Origin of the sequence: Paraburkholderia sp., from assembly GCF_035656215.1 — a bacterium.
In the GTDB taxonomy this organism is placed as follows: Bacteria; Pseudomonadota; Gammaproteobacteria; order Burkholderiales; family Burkholderiaceae; genus Paraburkholderia.
Genome location: NZ_DASRSY010000261.1, coordinates 1 through 17,389, shown reverse-complemented (window position 1 = coordinate 17,389; position 17,389 = coordinate 1). Strand labels below are relative to the sequence as shown.

Below are 17,389 nucleotides of genomic sequence, written 5' to 3'. Positions count from 1 at the left end.
TACTGAATTGGCATGATGTTTTTTTTGCCTGTTCGGCGGTTGTTCGTTGATCTGGCTTTTTGGTCTTTGGTCTTTGGCCTTTCCTTGATCTGGCTTTTTGGCCTTTCCTTGAATTCTTATTGGTTAATTAGCGTCGCCCCTGTGCGGGGCGGGCACCTACTTCTCTTTGCCGCCGCAAAGAGAAGTAGGCAAGAGAAAGCGGCTCAAACCGCGAATTCTTAAGCGGGTCCCCCGCACAGTTGCGGTAGTGGTGCATCTGGAATCTGTGCCCTCGCACATTCGACGTCAGTGACAAAGGCGTCATACTTCCGGCGGCGCTGCGCGCGCCGACGCGGTATTTCATTAACCCCACGCCGCCTTTTTTCGCTCGGTAGTACTACAAAACCACTCGCCGTTTTTAACGCCCAGCGGCGCTTCGTAGGCCACCAGGTATATTGGGTGCCGGCGGTGACTCCGAAACGCTGGGTCCGTTGTTGGCATTTCGCCGAGGCGAAGCCGATGGCCCCCACCACGCCCAAACGAAGCCCCTGATTTCTGATGGACCCTTCCGGCGAGCACGTAGTGCGAGGCGGGAAGCATGATTGCCTTGTCACCAAGGTAGAGTGCGCGAGAACACAGATTCCAGATGCGCCACTACCGCAACTGTGCGGGGGACCCGCTTAAGAATTCGCGGTTTGAGCCGCTTTCTCTTGCCTACTTCTCTTTGCGGCGGCAAAGAGAAGTAGGTGCCTGCCCCGCACAGGGGCGACGCTAATAAACCAATAAGAATTCAAGAAAAGGCCAAGGAAGCCAGATCAAGAAAAGGCCAAAAAGCCAGATCAAGGAAAGGCCAACGCCGTAGGCAAACAGACGAACAACCGCCACGCAGGCAAACAAAGCAAAAAAACCACAATCACCCCAGCCACACCAAAAAATGCCGCCGCCAAAGGCAAAACCCCATCTTCATTTAATCCCCAAAATCCAATACGAAAACCGCTCCGCATCAGCGGCCGAAATCGCATTAGGCGGCATCTTCGCCCCAGTATTCCATTTCCCGGAACTCCCTTCCAACATGCTCTTCTCGAGCTTCGCGACCGCATCCGAGTCTCCTCGATACCGCTCGGCGATAGCCCTAAAAGCAGGCCCGACCTTCGTCGTATCGATCGAATGACAAGCGCGACAAGTCTGCTCGCTAGCAGAAATGCGACCAGTAGTAACAGCTTCACCACCCGGCGGCGCAGCAAAAGAGCTCCCGCACCACCCCCCAGCCAGTGCAACAACAAAAACGAGCATCCCTCTCACAATTTCATCCCAGTAAAAAACAAAAAACCCCGCCGACGAAATCCGCCGGCAGGGCAAAGCGCTCAACAACAAACATGAAGAATGGACAGACCCAACCGCGTTACCGGGGCGGCCACGGTTTGGCCGGAGCGCCAATCACAGGCTTCCCAAGCAACGGCGTCGACAACGCATATGCGCCATTCTCCGTAAAAGCCCAAATGATGTTGCGGTCGTATTCGGTATAAATCGCCAGTACACCCTTGCCGAGGGTATAACTCGGCAGCTCGCTCTCATCCGCCAGCGCGGGCACGAAATACCCTGCGATGGTCGGCTTCTCCGGATTGCGTACATCGAAAATCTGTACGCCCGCGTTATAGAACGAGTAGGGAATGACGCCCTGACGCGAGCCGCCCGGCTGACCGATCGCATTCGAACGCTTCGGACCGAAGTTGCCGCCACGCTGGCAGAAACTCGTGAACGGCGCGCCTTCAGGCGGCGTCGGCTGCGGCAGCTTGCCTGCCACCTTCAGATGCGACGGATCGCGGGCATCAACGACGAAAATGTCCTTGTACGGCTCGTAGCAATCGCGATTCATCGGATAGCCGCTCGTCAGCACGAAGCCCGTGCGTTCGTACTGGCTGACGTCAGCGTTGTCGTACTCGGTACCTGCGAAACTAGGTGCCGTGTTCACATTGCTGAGCACCTTCGGTTTGGCCGGGTTGGACAGGTCGAACGAATAAAGACCCAAGCCACCCATCGCGCCGAAGCCGATCTTGCCACCTTCTTCCAAAGGCTTCGGCAGGAAGATGGGAATACGCGAGCCCATCCACGAGGTGCGATTGCCCGCGCGCGGATTCGTCAGATAAGCTTGTTCGTCGGCATCATTGCCGAGTTTCTGCCCCGGCACCGAGATTTGCGATACGAACTTCGGATCGGCAGGATCCGACATGTCCCAGACCTGATAGCCCGGCGAATACAGGTAGTTCGGGTACTCGGTCAAACCGTAGCTGTCGTCCGGCGCAGCCGACAGGATCATGTACTTGCCGCCGTAATATTCAGGCGCATCGAGCGAGCCCGAACCCTGCTGCTGACCGACCGGCGCGTCGGGGTGCTTATAGTCGGTGGTGCGTGTCGCGATCAGCTTCCATTGGCTCGGCAACGGGCCGTCCATTTCGAAAACCTTGAAGCCCTTGAGCGAGTTGTAGTGGCGCTGTGCTTCGACCTTGTCAGGCTGCTCGCTCTTGTCGGTCATCAAGCCGTAGCGGCCAATTTCGAAAGAGGCAACCAGCACCGGCTTGCCGAGCTTCTTGCTCCACACAATGGTGGCGCCGCCGAGATAGTCGTGCACATTGTTCGGGTCGAACTTTTCGGTCGGTCCTTTCGGTCCCCACGTGCCACCCTGCGAAAACACGACCTTGCCGTTGGCGGGATCGGTAACGTCCATGATCCGCAAATAGTCGCGGTCGTGGATGTAGAGATAGCGGTGGCCGTCGAAGTCGGCAATATTGTTCCAGGCGTGGAAGGGCGAATCGACGAGGGGGTAGAAGGCCAGAACCTTGACGTCCTTGGCATAGCTCTTCTTATCCCAGGTGGTCATTTCGCCGGGGAAGTGCTGGCCCTGGTGAACTTCAGGGGTGGCTTTCGGCCACACGAACTGGCCGGTTGCCGGGTCCATGCCGTAGTCGACACCCGGTTTGAGCGGGACAGGCCGGCGATCCGGAGTGAGGCGCAGCCACTGGGCGAGATAGGGATCCTTAACATTCGGTGTGCCGGGCGTCGCTTGTGTTGCGGACGCCGCGCCGGCCGATGCCGCGGCATTCGATACCGTTGTCGCCGAAGCGCCTTCCGCGGCCGCACAAGCCGCCGCGGACACGAAGGTCAACAGGACGCCTGTCGCGAGAGTAGATTTCAGATTGCGTTTGCGAAGCATTGGCTTCCTCCTTTTTATATTAGAACGCGTGACGAATCCCGAACTGGAAGCCGCTCGGATTCTGTCCACCGTTTGGATACTCCTGGAACGTCACAGGGTAGGCGACCGGCACATCGTGCTGGCTCTTCACGTGAGCGAAAGTCGCATACAGGTCGGTCCGTTTCGACAAACCGTAGATGTAGCCGATCACGCCGCCGGTGGCGCTGGAAATACTCGTGTTGTTGTCGTCGTGACGATGCACGATGCTCAGATACAAACGGTTGCGCCCGTCGATGTTCCAGCGCGCGCCGATCTGCGCGTCCCAACCCTGCGAGTTGAACGCGACGTAGGGCGGATACGCGTAGTAGCCGTTGTACGTGTGATAGATCAGCGTTGGCTCGAAGCCACCGAACTTATAGACGGCAGCGAAATAGTTATCGCGCGACGAATGGATCTGCGACGACTTGAAGATATCCCGCGTGTACTGCAACTCGCTCACAGCGCCGAGGAAAATCGGCCCGTGGCGATAGTCGATGCTGGTGCTCAGGAAACGCCCCGCGCGGGTGCTGTCGCCCACGCCAGTCGTCGCCATGATCCGGCCGGTGAAGCCGTAGAAAGTCGGCGTCTTGTACTGGATCGCGTTGTCCACGCGATACGACGCGTAGAAGAACTCCATGTTGTTGACCATACTGAAGTCGGCGGCCCAGCTCGGATCGGCGTAGCCCGCAATCCAGTACGACGGCGTGAATTGCCGCCCCATCGTCACTTCCCCCCAGTTGCCTTTCAGGCCCACGAACGACTGGCGGAACTGCGTCGACTGTACGCCGGTGTTCGCGGAGAACATCGGCTCGATGGTGAATACCGCCTTGTTGCCACCGCCCAGATCCTCGACGCCGCTCAAGTTGAAGCGCGAGTTGTTCAGACCGCCGCTCGACATGCGGGTCATGTTTCCGCCGGAGCCGGAAGAAATCAGATGTTCGATGTTCAGGTCGACATAACCCGACAGCCAGACGCTCGACTGAGCGTGTGCCCCGGCGCATGCGAGCATGACGGCGCCTGACACGAGTGCTTTCTTTTTCATTCAATCTCCAAACAGATCGTTGTTCTTTTCGTGTGGTAGAGAGTGCTGTCGTCGCGCGCGACAGCCGCGGTTACATCCTTTTTCTGTCGTGTATACACAAACTGAAAAAAATTATACCCACGGCAAAATTTGGATTCCGAGCTTTATTTTTTTATACAAAACAACGGTTTGGTTATAGCGGGTTGACCCTGATGGCATCGCGCGTCAAAACAGATGCCTAATTCCGGCTGCATACGTCATCGCGGTGCCATAGCTGGAGAGCTTGTCGTAGACGGTCACCAGGTACAGATCGGTGCGTTTCGACAGGAAGTAGTCGAGGCCGGCAGAGCCGGTATTGCGGGCAGAGACGGTGTTCTTCGGGGCTGTGCGGCGCGTATACGCCCATTCCGCCAGCGCGGTGAGTTGCGAGGTCAACGGCACCGAGAGGCCGGCTTCGTAGGTATGCGCACCGATGTTGGTCGAATCGGTACGCAGGCCTTGCACTGCGCCATACAGCTTGAAGAGCGAAAAATCATAGGCAGCGCCGACGATGTACGCGTTCTGTGTCGGTGACGCCACACCGGCGACCACGCGTGTGCGTTGTACGGTCGCGACAGCGGTGAGCGAACCGCCTGCATAGAGTGTCGATAACGCGGTGTTGTATGTGCCGTCCGAGCCTGCGAAGCCGCCGGGCGCATACACCGCGGTAGTAGTCAGCCCGTTCAGATTGGGACTGGTGTACTGGATGCCGTTGTTCCACACGGTGTCGCCCACAATTGCACCGCCGTACGGCGCGGTGAAGGTCTGCATCACAAGCGGCGAAAACAGGATCGACGCCTGGAACGGGTTGACCGCCTGCTCGGCGAGGTAGAGCAGATTCGTGTGCCGTCCAAGCGTCACGCGTCCGAATGGCCCGGCGATGCCGACGTACGAATTGCGTCCCCAGAACGGATCGGCGGCGGTGCGGCCGACGCCACCGTTAGTCGGCTGAAAGAAGCTCTCGAGCACGGCGATTGCGCGATAGCCGGCGCCGAGGTCCTCGTTGACACGGATACCCCAGTACGGTGCCGTCAATCCGGGGCTCTGTTCGGCTATTGCGGCGGCCGGCCCGTTGCTGCGTTTGCTGCTGGCGACATCGAGCCCGACGAGCCCATACAGCGTGACAGACGTTTGCGCTTTGACCGCATGGGACGCGAGTCCCCATGCGGCGGCGCAACTGAGCGCGAGCGCGCCCAACGATCGAACGTTCATGGCGGATCCTCTTGTGCGGTTGGGAACAGCGAGACAACGACGAGACATCAGCGGGACATCAGCGAGGCGGCAACGAGACGGCAATGAAGCGGCAGGTGGCGGCGCGAAACTGCGCCGCCACGTTTCAGGCGGCGCGCACCGCGAATTCGACAGGTGCTTGTGCGAAGTGCTGGGACAGACTGGCGAGCAACGCGTCGCGCTGGGCAATCAATGAAGCGGGGGAGCGGCCCGCGATGTGCGGCGTGATGAGCACGTCGGGATGATCGAGCAGCGCCGGGGGCACCTCGGGTTCGTCTTCGATTACGTCCAGTCCCGCGCCGGCGATCGCGGCATGAGCCAGGGCGTCGATCAGCGCCTGCGTGTCGAGCACCGAACCGCGCGAGACATTCACCACATAGCCGGCTGGCCCCAAGGCTTGCAGCACCTTGCGTTCGACCAGGTGTTTCGTCGACGGGCCACCGTTGCAGGCAATGACGAGGAAGTCGCTGTCGGCGGCAAGCTGGATCAGATCCGCGTAGTAACGGCCTGGCGCATCGGCATGCGGCTGTCGCCCGTGATAGCCGAGCGTCATGTCGAAGCCTTGCGCACGCGCCGCAATCAGCCTGCCGATACGTCCCATCCCGACTAGCCCCAGTCGCGCGCCCGTCAGCGTCGGACGCTCGGTGCGCGAGGTACGCCAACGACCGGCGCGTACCGCCTCGGTAAGCGGCGCGTAGCCACGTGCGAGCGCGAGCAGCAGGCCGATGGCGTGATCGGCGACAGTCGCCGCATTCGCGCCGGGCGCATGGGTGACGACGATGCCGCGTCGCGCGGCGGCGGCCACGTCGACGTTCTCGTAGCCCGCGCCGAACGCGCTGACGATCTCCAGCGCGGGCAGCGCGGCCATCTGCGCGTCGGACAAGCCGGTCGAGCCGTTGGACACCACCGCGCGCAGGTTCACTGGATCAACGCCGGCTGGCAACGCATCGCCCCAACCGTCGGGATGATAGTGAAGCGTGTAGTCGCGCCGCAGCGCGTCGAGCGTTGCGTCGGGCAACGCGATCAGCGCCAGCACATGCCTGCCGCCCATGACCGCGCTCATGGCCGTGGATCAGAGGCTTGCGCGGCAGGCGCCACGTCCTTCACCGCGCCTTTCCAGCCGTTTTCGGTGATGTCGAACACGGTGCCGTCGGGCATCCGGTACTTCACTTCGTAGAACACATTCGGATCTTTTTCGTGGCGTCCCGTCAGATACGTGCCACCCGCCGCGACCACGCGCGCCGCGGTGTCTTCGACGTTATCGACCCACATGCCGAAGTGAATCACGCCGCGCACATCCTTCAGCCCCGCATAGCCGGGGACGGTTTCGTCCTTGAAGTTGAGGAGCGCCACATTCATCGTGCCGTCCGTCATATAGATGCCGCGCATCGCGTTGCCCGCGCGGCGCATGCCGAAGGCCTGCTCGAAGAATTGCGCGGCGGCTTCCGGATCTTCGACCGAAAGCGCGATGTGGCGGAGCTTGTCCATGAGATGTCCTTGGGTTGTCCTGGAGATGAATCGCCTGTCGGCGAAGTGAGGGTTGTCGTGACTGTGAATCAAGTGTGTCCGCAACTTCACCAGGTATACTACGTAGAATAAATGTATACACAAAAACAAATTGATATACCAGAATGATCCTCATACGCCGGTCGTCGCCGCTAGCGACGACTCGCCGCACTGTCTGAGGACCACCGATGCACACCCTGCAGGAACCGTTAGGTAGTCTTTCCGCCACGCTCAGGCAGCGCTTTGCGCAGATCGGGCCAGTGTGGGGGCGCGATATCAATACGCATCGCGATCTGGTGATCGACGCGTATTCGCCATTGGTAGCCGCGGCGCGGGATGCGGGGGAGTCGTTCGAGGTGGCGCGCGATGTTGCGTACGGCGGACATGAGCGGCAGCGTCTGGACGTGTTTGCCGCTTCAGAGACGCGGAAGAAGGGCAATGCCGATGTGGTGCTGTTTGTCCACGGCGGCGCGTTCCTGCGCGGCAGCAAGAGCTTCAACGGACTCATTTACGACAACGTGTCGCGCTGGTTTGCGCGGCAGGGCTGCGTCGCGCTGAATGTCGAGTACCGGCTCGCGCCTGAAGCGTCCTATCCCGCGGGCGGGGACGACGTCGCCGCCGCTTCGGCGTGGGCGCTGAAACACGTCGCTGAATTCGGTGGTAACCCGCAGAGAATCTTTCTGGTCGGCCATTCGGCAGGCGGCGCACACGTCGCCACGTATCTATGCGATCCGCTCTTTGCCGGGTTACGCGAGAGCTCTTCGGCTATCGCCGGCGCCGTACTCATTAGCGCGCGGCTCGCCGCCGACGTGCTTCCCGACAACCCGAACGCAGCAGGCGTGCGGGCCTATTTCGGCACCGACGAGACACGCTACGCCGCGCGTTCGCCATTGACCCATGCGGCGCATTTCCACGCACCGCTGATGGTAGTCGTCGCCGAATACGAGAACCCTTATCTGGACGCCTACGGTGCGGCTTTTTTCGAGCGCGTGCTGCAAGCGCGTCAACGCGCCGATGATTCGGTGGCTAAACGTGCACCGCGCTTCATGCAGATGCTGCGGCACAACCACACATCGGTAGTCGCGCATTTCGATTCGGGCGAGACGCTGTTGGGCGACGCGATGCTCGATTTTTTCAGCGCGTGATCGTCCACGTTTATCCGTCTAGCCAATCAGGAGATCCGCATGTCCGTCAGCCGTCCGTCTGCTTTTGCAAAGCCGCGTGTATTCGCGCCGGTCGTTACGCCGTTCAGCGCCGGGTTGGGCGTCGATGCAGCGCGTTTCGTCGCCTTCTGTCAGTGGCTGGTCGGGCAGGGCGCCGGGCTCGCGCTGTTCGGCACGAATAGCGAAGCCAACTCGCTAAGTCTCACGGAACGTCACGGGTTGCTGGACCAGGTCATCGAAGCCGGCATCGACCCTTTGCAGATGCTACCGGGCACCGGCGCATGCGCCCTGCCTGACGCAATCGCGTTGACGCGTCACGCCACCGAAGCCGGTTGCGCCGGCGCCTTGATGCTGCCGCCGTTCTTCTACAAAGGTGTCAGCGACGACGGCCTGTTCGCGTACTACTCCGATGTGATTCAGGCAGTCGGTTCGGATCAGCTACGCGTGCTGCTGTATCACATCCCGCAGTTCACCGGCGTGCCGATCACGCACACGCTGATCGAGCGGTTGATCGAGGCGTATCCGCAAACGGTGGTGGGCATCAAGGACAGTTCGGGGGATTGGGCCAACACTCAGGCGACGTTAGAAAAATTTCCCGGCTTCGCGGTGTTTCCAGCTTCCGAGGCGTTGCTCGGCAAAGCGCTGCCGCTCGGCGCGGCCGGTTGCATTTCGGCGACGGCGAATATTCAGCCGCATGCGATTGCGAGCCTGCTGAACGCGGCGTCGCTGGAAGAAAGGGGGGTGTGGGAAGGCAAGGTCGCGACCGTTCGCCTGGCGGTGCAAGCTCAACCCATGATCCCCGCTTTGAAAAGCATCGTCGCGCACTTCGCGAACGATCCCGAATGGACCCGCGTGCGGCCGCCACTCACGCCGATGAATCCGGCGCAGTCCGGCGCGCTGTTGCAGCAGCTTCAGGCATTGGATTTTTCGATGCCTTCGATGGCGGCGGTGGCTGCGTGAGCATGCAGCGACACAGCGCGCGCAACGACTCAGGCGTTCTCGCGCTCAATGCGCTGCCGCTTGAGCCGGCCGAGCACGACGATCGACAGCCGCGCCGTGTGGTCGCGCATGGCGTTGTACGCGCGTTCCGGTTCGGAGTTGAGGATCGCGGAAACGATCTCGCGATGCTCGTCGGTCGCGGCTTCGAAGCGCGACGGCGAAGCCGGCTGCGCGGCGCGAAAGCCCGCCAGACGCTGCCGTTGTACGGACATGATCGACGCCAGCGATTTGCTTTGCGCGCCCTTGCAGATCAGTTCGTGGAATTCGCGATTGAGCTGGAAGTACTCCGTTTCATCGCCGCGCGCGATCGCGGCGTTCATTTCGGTCTGGAGCTCTTCGAGCTGTTTCTTCTCGACGAGGCTCATACGTTGCGCGCTCAAACGGCAGCACAGCGCTTCGAGTTCGCACATCGCCTCGAGCATGTCGGCGAGTTCGTCGATGCTGAACTGCGCGACCACCACGCCCTTGCGCGGGGTCAGCTCGACCATGCCGCGCGCGGCAAGTTCGCGCAGTGCTTCGCGGATCGGCGTGCGCGAGGCGTTGAAGCGCTCGGCGAGTGCGGCTTCTTCGAGCTTTTGGCCCGGCTCGAGCGTGCCGTCGATGATCTCGTCGCACAGGAGTCGGTAGATCTTGGAGGAAAGCGTCGTCATCGTCATGGTGGTGGGTTGAGCGAAACCGTGAGCAAGTGGCCCCATTATGCGCCAGCGGCCCAACCGCCTCAATCGCCACCGCGCATATCCGGCCTCTGCAGGCCCATGCAGTGTACGCGCGAACGTGTTCACACTCTGATCGGTGTATACGATAATTCTAATAAAAATACATAAATGACTGAATGTATACTAATTATTGACCCCTCGACAGCAACTAACTAACGCCCTACAAACACAAAAAGCGAGGCAACACGTGATCTGGTTTGGTATTGCAACTTATGAATTGAATGGCCGCACCGCCACCGGCCTGGCGGTCGGCGGCAAGCTGTACGACGCACACGCGGCGCTGAAGCAAAACGCTTCGGAGGCGCCGCTCGCCGATGTCGGCTCGCTGATCGCCGGTTGGGAGGCCGGCGGCGTGGCGACCGTCGAACGGCTCGAAGCCGCAGCGCGTGCGATCGAGGCGGGCACGCTCGATGTCGCGCCGCTCGCCGGCCACACGCTGTGTGTGCCCTACCAGCCGCGGCGCATTTTCGCGGCGGCATCGAACTATTACGAGCACGCGCGGGAGATGGGCACCGAACTGGCGCCGCGTGAGGAAAGCACGCCGTACATGTTCATGAAAGCCGAAACGAGCGTGGTGCCGACGCTCGCCAGCGTCGTGATTCCGCCGCATGCGGAGCGGGTCGACTGGGAAGTGGAACTGGCCGTGGTGATCGGCAGGAGCGGCCGCCACATCGCCAAAGAAGACGCTTACGACTACGTCGCCGGCTACACGATTCTCAACGACGTCAGCGCGCGCGACCTGAATCGCCGCACCGACTATCCGTTCAAACACGACTGGTTTCGCGGCAAGAGTTTCGATACCTTTGGTCCGCTCGGCCCCTGGTTTGTGCCGCGCGCGTGCATCGCCGAGCCGCAGAATCTGCGCATGCGCCTCGCAGTGAACGGCGAAATGATGCAGGACGGCAATACGTCCGGGATGATTTTCAATATCGCCGAGCAGATCGAATATTTATCGACGATTCTCACGCTGCAGCCGGGCGATCTGATCGCGACGGGCACGCCGACCGGCGTCGGCATGGGGCGCGGCATTTATCTGAAGGCGGGCGACGTGATGGTCGCTTCGATCGACGGGATCGGTTCGATCGAGAATCCGCTGGTCGCCGGCTGAGCGCAATCAGGCTCGCGGCGCTATCCACTCACTCGACTCAAAGACGGGGAACACGACATGTTGCAGCGGGTACGGCGCGCGATACGACGGCTGGTACAGCCACTGAAACAGCAGGCTGCGTTGAGTGCAGTTGCATGGGCAGCCACGGCGCTCTTTACGAGCGCCCACGCGGCCGATGCAGTGCGCGTCAATCTGGCGTGGCTGCCGCAGGGCAGCACCGGCGGCATTCTGCTTGCGCAAGCGAAGGGCTACTACCGCGAGGCCGGACTCGACGTCAGCGTGATGCGTGGTTACGGCGGTCAGCGCACCGTCAATGAAGTGGATGAGGGCCTGTTCGAATTCGGCTACGGCGACCCCGTCAGCGTGATGCTGAACCGCGCGCATGGCGGACATGCGGTGATGGTCGGCGCGATCAATACGCGCTGGCCGGGGGCGATGTGCTATCTCGAGCGGCCCGGCTTCAAGGTGAACACACTGAAGGATTTGTCGGGGATGACGCTTGGCGGCGGCGGTGCCTCGCCGGTGCAGAACATCATGCCCGCGTGGCTGAAGCAGAACGGCATGGCGCCCGACGCAATCAAGACCGTGCGTCTCGACCCGGCGGTGATCAATACCGCGCTGTTGCAGAAGCGGATCGACCTGTCCGAGTGCTGGGAAGGCGCGAGCCTGCCCGTGCAAGCAGCATTGGCGAAGCGGGCGGGGCAGCAGCTCGGCAAGGTTTACTACCGGGATTTTGGTCTGGACATGATGGGTAACGGCATCGTGACCACCGATACTTTCGTGGCTCAGCATCCCGACGTGGTCAAACGTTTTGTCGCGGCGACCTATCGTGGTTATGCGCTGATGCGCGAGCATCCGCAAGAAGCCGCTGATGCGATCGGCGCGCTTTATCCGGTGCTCGACAAAGCGATCCTGCTGCAACAGATCGTCGAAACCAATGGCCTGATCACCGACGATCCCGCGCAGCACAAAACCGGCTGGCTGCGTCCCGCGCGTATGGATGCAACCGCGGCGTTTGTGGCGCGTGCGTTCGGCACCGGCACGAAAGTGAAGCCGGCCGATCTCTATACGAATCAGTTCGTCGAATAAACGCGTTCGGGAGTAAGTGCTTCGTTTACACGACGCGCTTACTCTGATCGACCGCCACTACATGGCATGGGACGGGAGTAAGCGCTAAAGCACTAACGCCCGTCGACCGCCACTACATGGCATGGGACGGGAGTAAGTGCTAAAGCACTAACTCCGATCGACCGCCACTACGTGGCATGGGACGGGAGTAAGTGCTAAAGCACTAACTCCCGTCGACACAGGAGACAGGTAATGAACAGTTTGCGTCCGAAGCGGCTTGGACACATGGTGCTGATGGTGCGCGACATCAAGAAGTCCGCGCAGTTTTATACCGACGTGCTAGGCCTCAAAGTGTCGGACTGGATCGGCGACCAGATGGTGTTTCTGCGCGCCGGCAGCGATCACCACGATCTCGCGCTCGCGCAGTTGCCGAAAGATTCCGCCGACTTCAACGATCTGCCGCGCTACTCGCGACCTGGCCTCGAGCACTTTTCGTATCTGATCGACAGCTACGAAGAAATGGAGCGTTCGGTGAAGGTATTGCAGGAGCATGGTGTCGAGATCGTCCGCGGCATCGGCCGGCATGGTCCGGGCAATAACCTGTTTCTGGTTTTCAAGGACCCGGACGGCAATAACGTCGAGGTGTACTGCGAGATGACGCAGATCGGCGAACGCGATGCGCACGAACCACAGGTGTGGGAGCGCACCATCGAATCGTTCGACCAGTACCGCTTCGAGCGCTTCGTCGTGCCGCCACCGCCGCATCTGGTCGCGCAAAAATCGGCACAAGCAGCAGCACAAGCAGCAGCACAGGAACCCGCGCAGCCTGCAGCCCAAGATTCAGCGAAAGCCGATCCGCCCGATAACGAATAATTCGGAAACCTCATGAAGCGACTGATCGAAACCGTCTTGTTCTGGATCGTGATTGGCTTGATCTGGGAATTCGGCGTGCGTTGGACAGGCACGCGCGAATATGTGCTGCCGGCGTTGTCGCAGGTATTCGCTGCCGGTTGGGAAATGCGCGGGCAGTTGCTGTCCGATACATTGGCGACCGCCTGGGAAGTGTTCGCCGGTTTCGCGCTGGCGCTGATCGGCGGTCTGGCGATCGGTTTGCTGGCGAGCATGTCGAGTCTCGCGCGGCGCACGCTGTTTCCACTCGTCACCGCGTTGCAGAGCATGCCGAAGATCGCGCTCGCGCCGTTGCTGATTGTGTGGTTTGGCTATGGTTTCGCCTCGAAGCTGGCAGCGGCCGTGCTGTTCGCCTTCTTTCCGATTGTGATTGCGACGATGGGCGGCCTGGCCGGCGTGCCGCGCAACCTGGATGAGCATTTTCGGGCGCTCGGTGCATCGCAGGCGAGGACCTTCTGGCATTTGCGTTTGCCCGCTGCGTTGCCTGCATTAATCGATGGTTTGAAGATCGCGATGCCATTGGCGGTAATCGGCGCGATTGTGGGTGAGTTCATCGGTTCCGAGTCGGGGTTGGGGCATCTGATCGTGTTTGCGACATCGAACGCACAGACCGCGTTGTCGTTCGCGGCGATCCTGATGGTGACCGTACTGGCGATGCTGTTTTACTGGGCCGTCGAACTGGTTTCGCGCGGTGTGTGGTGGAGAGGAGTGACAGTCTGATGGCACTGGTCGACAAGTTGCGTATCGTGCAGCGCGCCGCGGCAACCGGCGCACAGGTTCACCCCCTGCATCGCGACGAAGCGGCGCCCGCGCTGATTTCCGTCGAGAAGGTCGGCAAGCGATTCGCCGCGCGGGGCGGGGCCGGGGCATTCAGCGCGCTCGACGATGTGTCGATGCAGATTCGCCAGGGCGAGTTCGTATCGATCCTCGGGCCGAGCGGGTGCGGCAAGAGCACCTTGCTGCGGATGGTGGCGGGTCTAGTGCCATGCGATGGCGGACGGATTCTGCTCGGCGCCGAGCCGATTTCCGCGCCGGTGCCGGATATCGGCGTGGTGTTTCAGACGAGCAATATGCTGCCCTGGCTGACGGTTGGCGCGAATATCCGGTTAGGCGCGAAGTTGAGGAACGTGCCGCGGGCGCAGGTGGAGCAGCGGCTTCCTGCGTTGCTCGAGACCTTGGGGTTGACGGCATTTGCCGACCGGTATCCGCATGAATTGTCTGGTGGGATGAGGCAGCGTGCCGCGATTGGGCAGATTCTGTTGCTCGAGCCGCGGGTGATGTTGATGGATGAGCCCTTTGGGGCGCTGGATGCGCTCACGCGAGATCGGTTGAATGTTGAGCTTTTGCGGATCTGGCAGCAGAGCACGCTGACGGTTTTGCTTGTCACTCATAGCATTCATGAGGCGGTGTTCCTGTCGGATCGGGTGTTGGTGATGTCTGAACGGCCGGGACAGGTTGTTCACGATATGAAGATCGATTTGCCGCGGCCGCGGGAGCCTGACCGGGTTAAGAGTGATCCGCTTTACGGGGAGTATGTTTCGGCGCTTTCCAGGCTGATGGGGGTGTTTTAGGTCTTGCGTTCCAGACGTGTACTGCCTTCGATCGTGGAGGGTGGGGCGTCCTTCACAAGCACGCGCGGACCCCCTCAGGCCCACGCGTTCGCGCATCTTTTCGTCGGTCCTTTGCTCACGAGATCGTGCGCGGATTTTATTGCGGCGCCATTGCGTCGGACGTCTCGTCGCTCCAGTACGGCGGCAGCGCCTTGTAAGGATTCGACGCCCCCAGCGACGTGACGAACACCGCGCCCGCACCGTGCGCCCTCGCGTATTGCATGATCCCCGGCAACTGCGCAGCGCTCGCGCCATACACCATGTGAACAAAGCGACTCTTCGGATAGCCCGCTTGCCAGCTCATCGGCTTGTAGCTCGCGTAGCTCTTCGCACTGCTTTCAAATACGACGAACTGGTCAGCCGTCGGCAAGCTCACGTAAAGCTCCGGAATGTTGGTGCCCGGATTCGCGGTTACCGAGTAGCTCGCGTTCAGCCCTTTGATGTAGTTGTAGATCGACTGGTAGAACTGGATATGGGAGATCGTGCTGTCGGACGTCATCTCGTCGATGAAGAATCCGTCGACCTTGTAGAGCGACACGTAGGCGTTGATATCGGTCACGACAGCGGAGAGTGAGCGCTTTCCGTACGACGTGGATACGTAGCCCAACACTTTGCCGCCTGCCGCGCGGACTTTGGCCACGGCGGCTGCGTAGTTCGGATCTTCCTTGGCGCCCGGGCCGCTATTCGGATTCAGAATGGCCGTGGTTGGCACCTTGCGAGCCGTTGTCGCCAGGGTGTTCCAGTTCGCAACGCTGCTGGTTGCGTTGAAGTAGGAAGGCACAACAAGATTGACTACGGCACTGCCCGCGAATGCCGTGCCATGCGCGCAAACTGCCAGCATGCATGCCAGCAATCGGACTTTCTTTAGAAGCTTGCCGGCGTGAGCCGTCTGGTGGATCCCGTGAGCGGATTCCAAAGCGGCAACCCGCGCCGTGCGCGTTCCCCGAACCGTCTTCATTTAGCCTCCTGACACGGTTTTTGATAACCGCTGTCGATTGGCCCGCCATGGATAAGGCGGGCAACTGGCGAACTCCCGTAAGGGAGTCCCTATAGTTTTGCGTCGCCGGATCGCTCCGGGTTTGCCCAACCGTGCTAACGGCAATGCTGGCGATTCCTTTAGGGGCTGGCGAAGTTTTTACGACGCGCGGGTTCAAATCGAATGATCGCGTCAGTTTTCGCCAGTGTCGTGGCGTGCCACGAAGATCGTTCTTTTCCGGCCTGACTCCAGTGTGTTTTCGTCAGAACTGTTAATAACGGTAGAAAGCAGAATGAAAAAAACACGCGCCTGTGCATTTTTCTTTAATTGATCAGACGATTTTACTATTCTGAATCGGCGGCTGGCTGGAGATGCGCGCCACCGATGATGGGAAATCGGGTCGACAGAACACCTGATGCTGCAGTTGCGTCCACGGAATGTCATGCCGGCGGTTCTGCTGCAAGCCGGAATTTCCAATTTTTGGTGATTTTCCAACACCTTGCAGAATCCTGCGGAGCGCCAGATGCGGGTAACCAGCGGGAAATCGTTTGCGTATAGGCGCGCAATCGTTTGCAACGTGGTTGAAAGGAAATGCGTTTTTCAATATTTAACGCTGCCTATTCCGGCAATGTCCGAAGTTTGCTTGAGAGGCCACATTTCGTGTGCTATCTTTCACCGCCTTACGAGGCAAACAAAAAAAATGTCGGTTTCGCGTTCCACACAACGGTGGATTTACGTTGTGTAAATAATGCCATCGCGTCGACTCGAAAATCGGTAAGCGGAACTTTTTTCTCCACCCTGGAGATTGCGCCGCTCGCCTTCAGAACAAAACGGGGAAAGATTTTGGCCATGAAGAAGCGGACCGGGGCACGCGCCGGCGGGAATTCTTGCGCGGTTGCCGACCGGCCAGGCGAGCGGCTTTTCACACACACCCTTATCTCGATCGCGCTCTGCGCGGCGAGCGTGGCGCCGCTCTCGACCCATGCCGAAGTTGCTCCGCCGCAGTCCACGGTCGTAGCCACCAGCATTGCACCGGCACAGCCGAACCTCGCTTTCTTCTACACGGAAAATCCCCCTGTTGGTGAATTGCAAGCATTCGATGCCGTCGTGATCGATCCCGCTAGCGGTTTCGATCCGCTCGCTCATCCGTTGCGTCATACCGCCTGGATTGCGCGCACCACGGGAGCCGAAACTGCTCAATCGGTCGATGCCTTCGTCGCCAATCAGATCGAGCCGCTGTGGCGGCGTGGTTATCGTGGCTTCCTGCTCGATACGCCCGCCGCGATCGCGGCTGCCGGGCGCATCCAGGAGGTTCATCCGGAGGCGCGCCTCGTCGCTGGCGGCGCCGACGTGTTGCATATCGCGCTGCCGTATGCGAAGTCGCTCTACGCCGTGGTGGGGGACTCACTGGTCCGCGGCCTCGACGATAGCGGCCGGCCGGTCGAAATCCCGGAACCGCTGCGTGCGGCGCGCGTCGCAGCGGGGCGTGCATTCACGCGGCAAACGGGTGTCGCGGTGGTGTCCGTGGAGTTTTGTGCCCGTAGCGACCGGCAGTGCGCCCGCGAGACGGCGGCACAAGTCGTGGCCGCCGGCATCGTGCCTTACGTCACCAGCAAGGCACGCGATATCGTCGGTATCGGCAAGATCGAAGTGATGCCGCGCAAGATTCTCGTCGTGCAGGACCGCGATACCAAGGATCCGCTTGACCTGAGTGCCGGTGTGCGCGATCTGGCCATGCCGCTCAATTACATGGGATACGACGTCCAGTACGCCGATTTCTCGGCGCGTTTGCCGGACGACATCACACCGGATCGCTATGCCGGTGTTGTCGCGTGG

At 60.6% G+C, this 17,389-nt stretch carries 16 protein-coding genes, 1 pseudogene and 1 riboswitch; of the genes and pseudogenes, 8 read left to right on the top strand and 9 right to left on the bottom strand.

Annotation, left to right across the window (positions count from 1 at the left end):
* Window positions 1–942: 942 nt before the first annotated feature.
* The 6 genes from VFE81_RS14650 to VFE81_RS14625 all read right to left on the bottom strand — a co-directional run bounded on the left by VFE81_RS14650 (window position 943) and on the right by VFE81_RS14625 (window position 6,986).
* Complete coding sequence (locus VFE81_RS14650) at window positions 943–1,272, bottom strand: c-type cytochrome (protein ID WP_325045286.1); 330 nt, start codon at window positions 1,270–1,272, stop codon at window positions 943–945.
* Between the two features lie 109 nt (window positions 1,273–1,381).
* Complete coding sequence (locus VFE81_RS14645) at window positions 1,382–3,190, bottom strand: hypothetical protein (protein ID WP_325045284.1); 1,809 nt, start codon at window positions 3,188–3,190, stop codon at window positions 1,382–1,384.
* A gap of 19 nt (window positions 3,191–3,209) precedes the next feature.
* Complete coding sequence (locus tag VFE81_RS14640) at window positions 3,210–4,250, bottom strand: porin (protein ID WP_325045283.1); 1,041 nt, start codon at window positions 4,248–4,250, stop codon at window positions 3,210–3,212.
* A 204-nt stretch (window positions 4,251–4,454) separates the two neighbouring features.
* Window positions 4,455–5,480 carry a porin gene (locus VFE81_RS14635; RefSeq protein WP_325045282.1) on the bottom strand — a complete coding sequence of 342 codons (1,026 nt, stop codon included), beginning with the start codon at window positions 5,478–5,480 and terminating at the stop codon, window positions 4,455–4,457.
* 124 nt (window positions 5,481–5,604) lie between these two features.
* Window positions 5,605–6,549 (bottom strand): 2-hydroxyacid dehydrogenase, encoded by a 945-nt coding sequence (locus VFE81_RS14630; protein ID WP_325045281.1) that lies wholly within the window; start codon window positions 6,547–6,549, stop codon window positions 5,605–5,607.
* A gap of 8 nt (window positions 6,550–6,557) precedes the next feature.
* Entirely contained in the window at window positions 6,558–6,986 is a 429-nt protein-coding gene (locus VFE81_RS14625) for a VOC family protein (RefSeq protein ID WP_325045280.1), read from the bottom strand.
* A 206-nt stretch (window positions 6,987–7,192) separates the two neighbouring features.
* Here VFE81_RS14625 and VFE81_RS14620 point away from each other — a divergent pair, with 206 nt between their 5' ends.
* Together VFE81_RS14620 and VFE81_RS14615 are read left to right on the top strand one after the other, a co-directional pair.
* Window positions 7,193–8,149 (top strand): alpha/beta hydrolase, encoded by a 957-nt coding sequence (locus VFE81_RS14620; protein ID WP_325045279.1) that lies wholly within the window; start codon window positions 7,193–7,195, stop codon window positions 8,147–8,149.
* Between the two features lie 39 nt (window positions 8,150–8,188).
* Entirely contained in the window at window positions 8,189–9,127 is a 939-nt protein-coding gene (locus tag VFE81_RS14615) for a dihydrodipicolinate synthase family protein (protein WP_325045278.1), read from the top strand.
* A 29-nt stretch (window positions 9,128–9,156) separates the two neighbouring features.
* Here VFE81_RS14615 and VFE81_RS14610 read toward each other — a convergent pair whose 3' ends face one another.
* The gene (locus tag VFE81_RS14610; protein WP_325045277.1) at window positions 9,157–9,861 is read right to left on the bottom strand and encodes a GntR family transcriptional regulator; all 705 of its coding nucleotides are present in this window, start codon (window positions 9,859–9,861) and stop codon (window positions 9,157–9,159) included.
* A 208-nt stretch (window positions 9,862–10,069) separates the two neighbouring features.
* Here VFE81_RS14610 and VFE81_RS14605 point away from each other — a divergent pair, with 208 nt between their 5' ends.
* The 5 genes from VFE81_RS14605 to VFE81_RS14585 all read left to right on the top strand — a co-directional run bounded on the left by VFE81_RS14605 (window position 10,070) and on the right by VFE81_RS14585 (window position 14,538).
* On the top strand, window positions 10,070–10,990 hold the full coding sequence (locus VFE81_RS14605; protein ID WP_325045276.1) for a fumarylacetoacetate hydrolase family protein: 921 nt from the start codon (window positions 10,070–10,072) through the stop codon (window positions 10,988–10,990).
* 120 nt (window positions 10,991–11,110) lie between these two features.
* On the top strand, window positions 11,111–12,079 hold the full coding sequence (locus tag VFE81_RS14600) for an ABC transporter substrate-binding protein (RefSeq protein WP_325045275.1): 969 nt from the start codon (window positions 11,111–11,113) through the stop codon (window positions 12,077–12,079).
* Between the two features lie 231 nt (window positions 12,080–12,310).
* Window positions 12,311–12,931: a VOC family protein gene (locus tag VFE81_RS14595; RefSeq protein ID WP_325045274.1), complete on the top strand. Its 621-nt coding sequence runs from the start codon at window positions 12,311–12,313 to the stop codon at window positions 12,929–12,931.
* A 12-nt stretch (window positions 12,932–12,943) separates the two neighbouring features.
* Window positions 12,944–13,687, top strand: coding sequence for an ABC transporter permease (locus tag VFE81_RS14590; protein WP_325045273.1), 744 nt, complete (start codon window positions 12,944–12,946; stop codon window positions 13,685–13,687).
* Window positions 13,687–14,538, top strand: a complete 852-nt coding sequence (locus tag VFE81_RS14585; RefSeq protein ID WP_325045272.1) for an ABC transporter ATP-binding protein — start codon at window positions 13,687–13,689, stop codon at window positions 14,536–14,538. Before VFE81_RS14590 ends, VFE81_RS14585 begins: the two co-directional genes overlap by 1 nt.
* Before the next feature lie 136 nt (window positions 14,539–14,674).
* On the opposite strand, the gene VFE81_RS14580 is transcribed toward VFE81_RS14585, so the two are convergent.
* Window positions 14,675–15,535: a spherulation-specific family 4 protein gene (locus VFE81_RS14580; protein ID WP_414695594.1), complete on the bottom strand. Its 861-nt coding sequence runs from the start codon at window positions 15,533–15,535 to the stop codon at window positions 14,675–14,677.
* Window positions 15,536–15,591: 56 nt separating this feature from the next.
* Window positions 15,592–15,671: riboswitch (cyclic di-GMP riboswitch) on the bottom strand.
* Between the two features lie 213 nt (window positions 15,672–15,884).
* The gene (locus VFE81_RS14575) at window positions 15,885–16,157 is read right to left on the bottom strand and encodes a hypothetical protein (protein ID WP_325045271.1); all 273 of its coding nucleotides are present in this window, start codon (window positions 16,155–16,157) and stop codon (window positions 15,885–15,887) included.
* A gap of 245 nt (window positions 16,158–16,402) precedes the next feature.
* Between VFE81_RS14575 and VFE81_RS14570 the strand changes: the two are divergent.
* Window positions 16,403–17,389: pseudogene (locus VFE81_RS14570) on the top strand (sugar ABC transporter); the annotation flags it as partial.

What these genes read in the sequence shown, in the direction of transcription:
- VFE81_RS14645 (WP_325045284.1), bottom strand. Translation starts at nt 3,190, where the DNA reads ATGCTTCGCAAACGCAATCTGAAATCTACTCTCGCGACAGGCGTCCTG.
- VFE81_RS14590 (WP_325045273.1), top strand. Translation starts at nt 12,944, where the DNA reads ATGAAGCGACTGATCGAAACCGTCTTGTTCTGGATCGTGATTGGCTTG.
- VFE81_RS14615 (WP_325045278.1), top strand. Translation starts at nt 8,189, where the DNA reads ATGTCCGTCAGCCGTCCGTCTGCTTTTGCAAAGCCGCGTGTATTCGCG.
- VFE81_RS14610 (WP_325045277.1), bottom strand. Translation starts at nt 9,861, where the DNA reads ATGGGGCCACTTGCTCACGGTTTCGCTCAACCCACCACCATGACGATG.
- VFE81_RS14595 (WP_325045274.1), top strand. Translation starts at nt 12,311, where the DNA reads ATGAACAGTTTGCGTCCGAAGCGGCTTGGACACATGGTGCTGATGGTG.
- VFE81_RS14630 (WP_325045281.1), bottom strand. Translation starts at nt 6,549, where the DNA reads ATGGGCGGCAGGCATGTGCTGGCGCTGATCGCGTTGCCCGACGCAACG.
- VFE81_RS14640 (WP_325045283.1), bottom strand. Translation starts at nt 4,250, where the DNA reads ATGAAAAAGAAAGCACTCGTGTCAGGCGCCGTCATGCTCGCATGCGCC.
- VFE81_RS14625 (WP_325045280.1), bottom strand. Translation starts at nt 6,986, where the DNA reads ATGGACAAGCTCCGCCACATCGCGCTTTCGGTCGAAGATCCGGAAGCC.
- VFE81_RS14650 (WP_325045286.1), bottom strand. Translation starts at nt 1,272, where the DNA reads ATGCTCGTTTTTGTTGTTGCACTGGCTGGGGGGTGGTGCGGGAGCTCT.
- VFE81_RS14580 (WP_414695594.1), bottom strand. Translation starts at nt 15,535, where the DNA reads ATGAAGACGGTTCGGGGAACGCGCACGGCGCGGGTTGCCGCTTTGGAA.
- VFE81_RS14585 (WP_325045272.1), top strand. Translation starts at nt 13,687, where the DNA reads ATGGCACTGGTCGACAAGTTGCGTATCGTGCAGCGCGCCGCGGCAACC.
- VFE81_RS14620 (WP_325045279.1), top strand. Translation starts at nt 7,193, where the DNA reads ATGCACACCCTGCAGGAACCGTTAGGTAGTCTTTCCGCCACGCTCAGG.
- VFE81_RS14635 (WP_325045282.1), bottom strand. Translation starts at nt 5,480, where the DNA reads ATGAACGTTCGATCGTTGGGCGCGCTCGCGCTCAGTTGCGCCGCCGCA.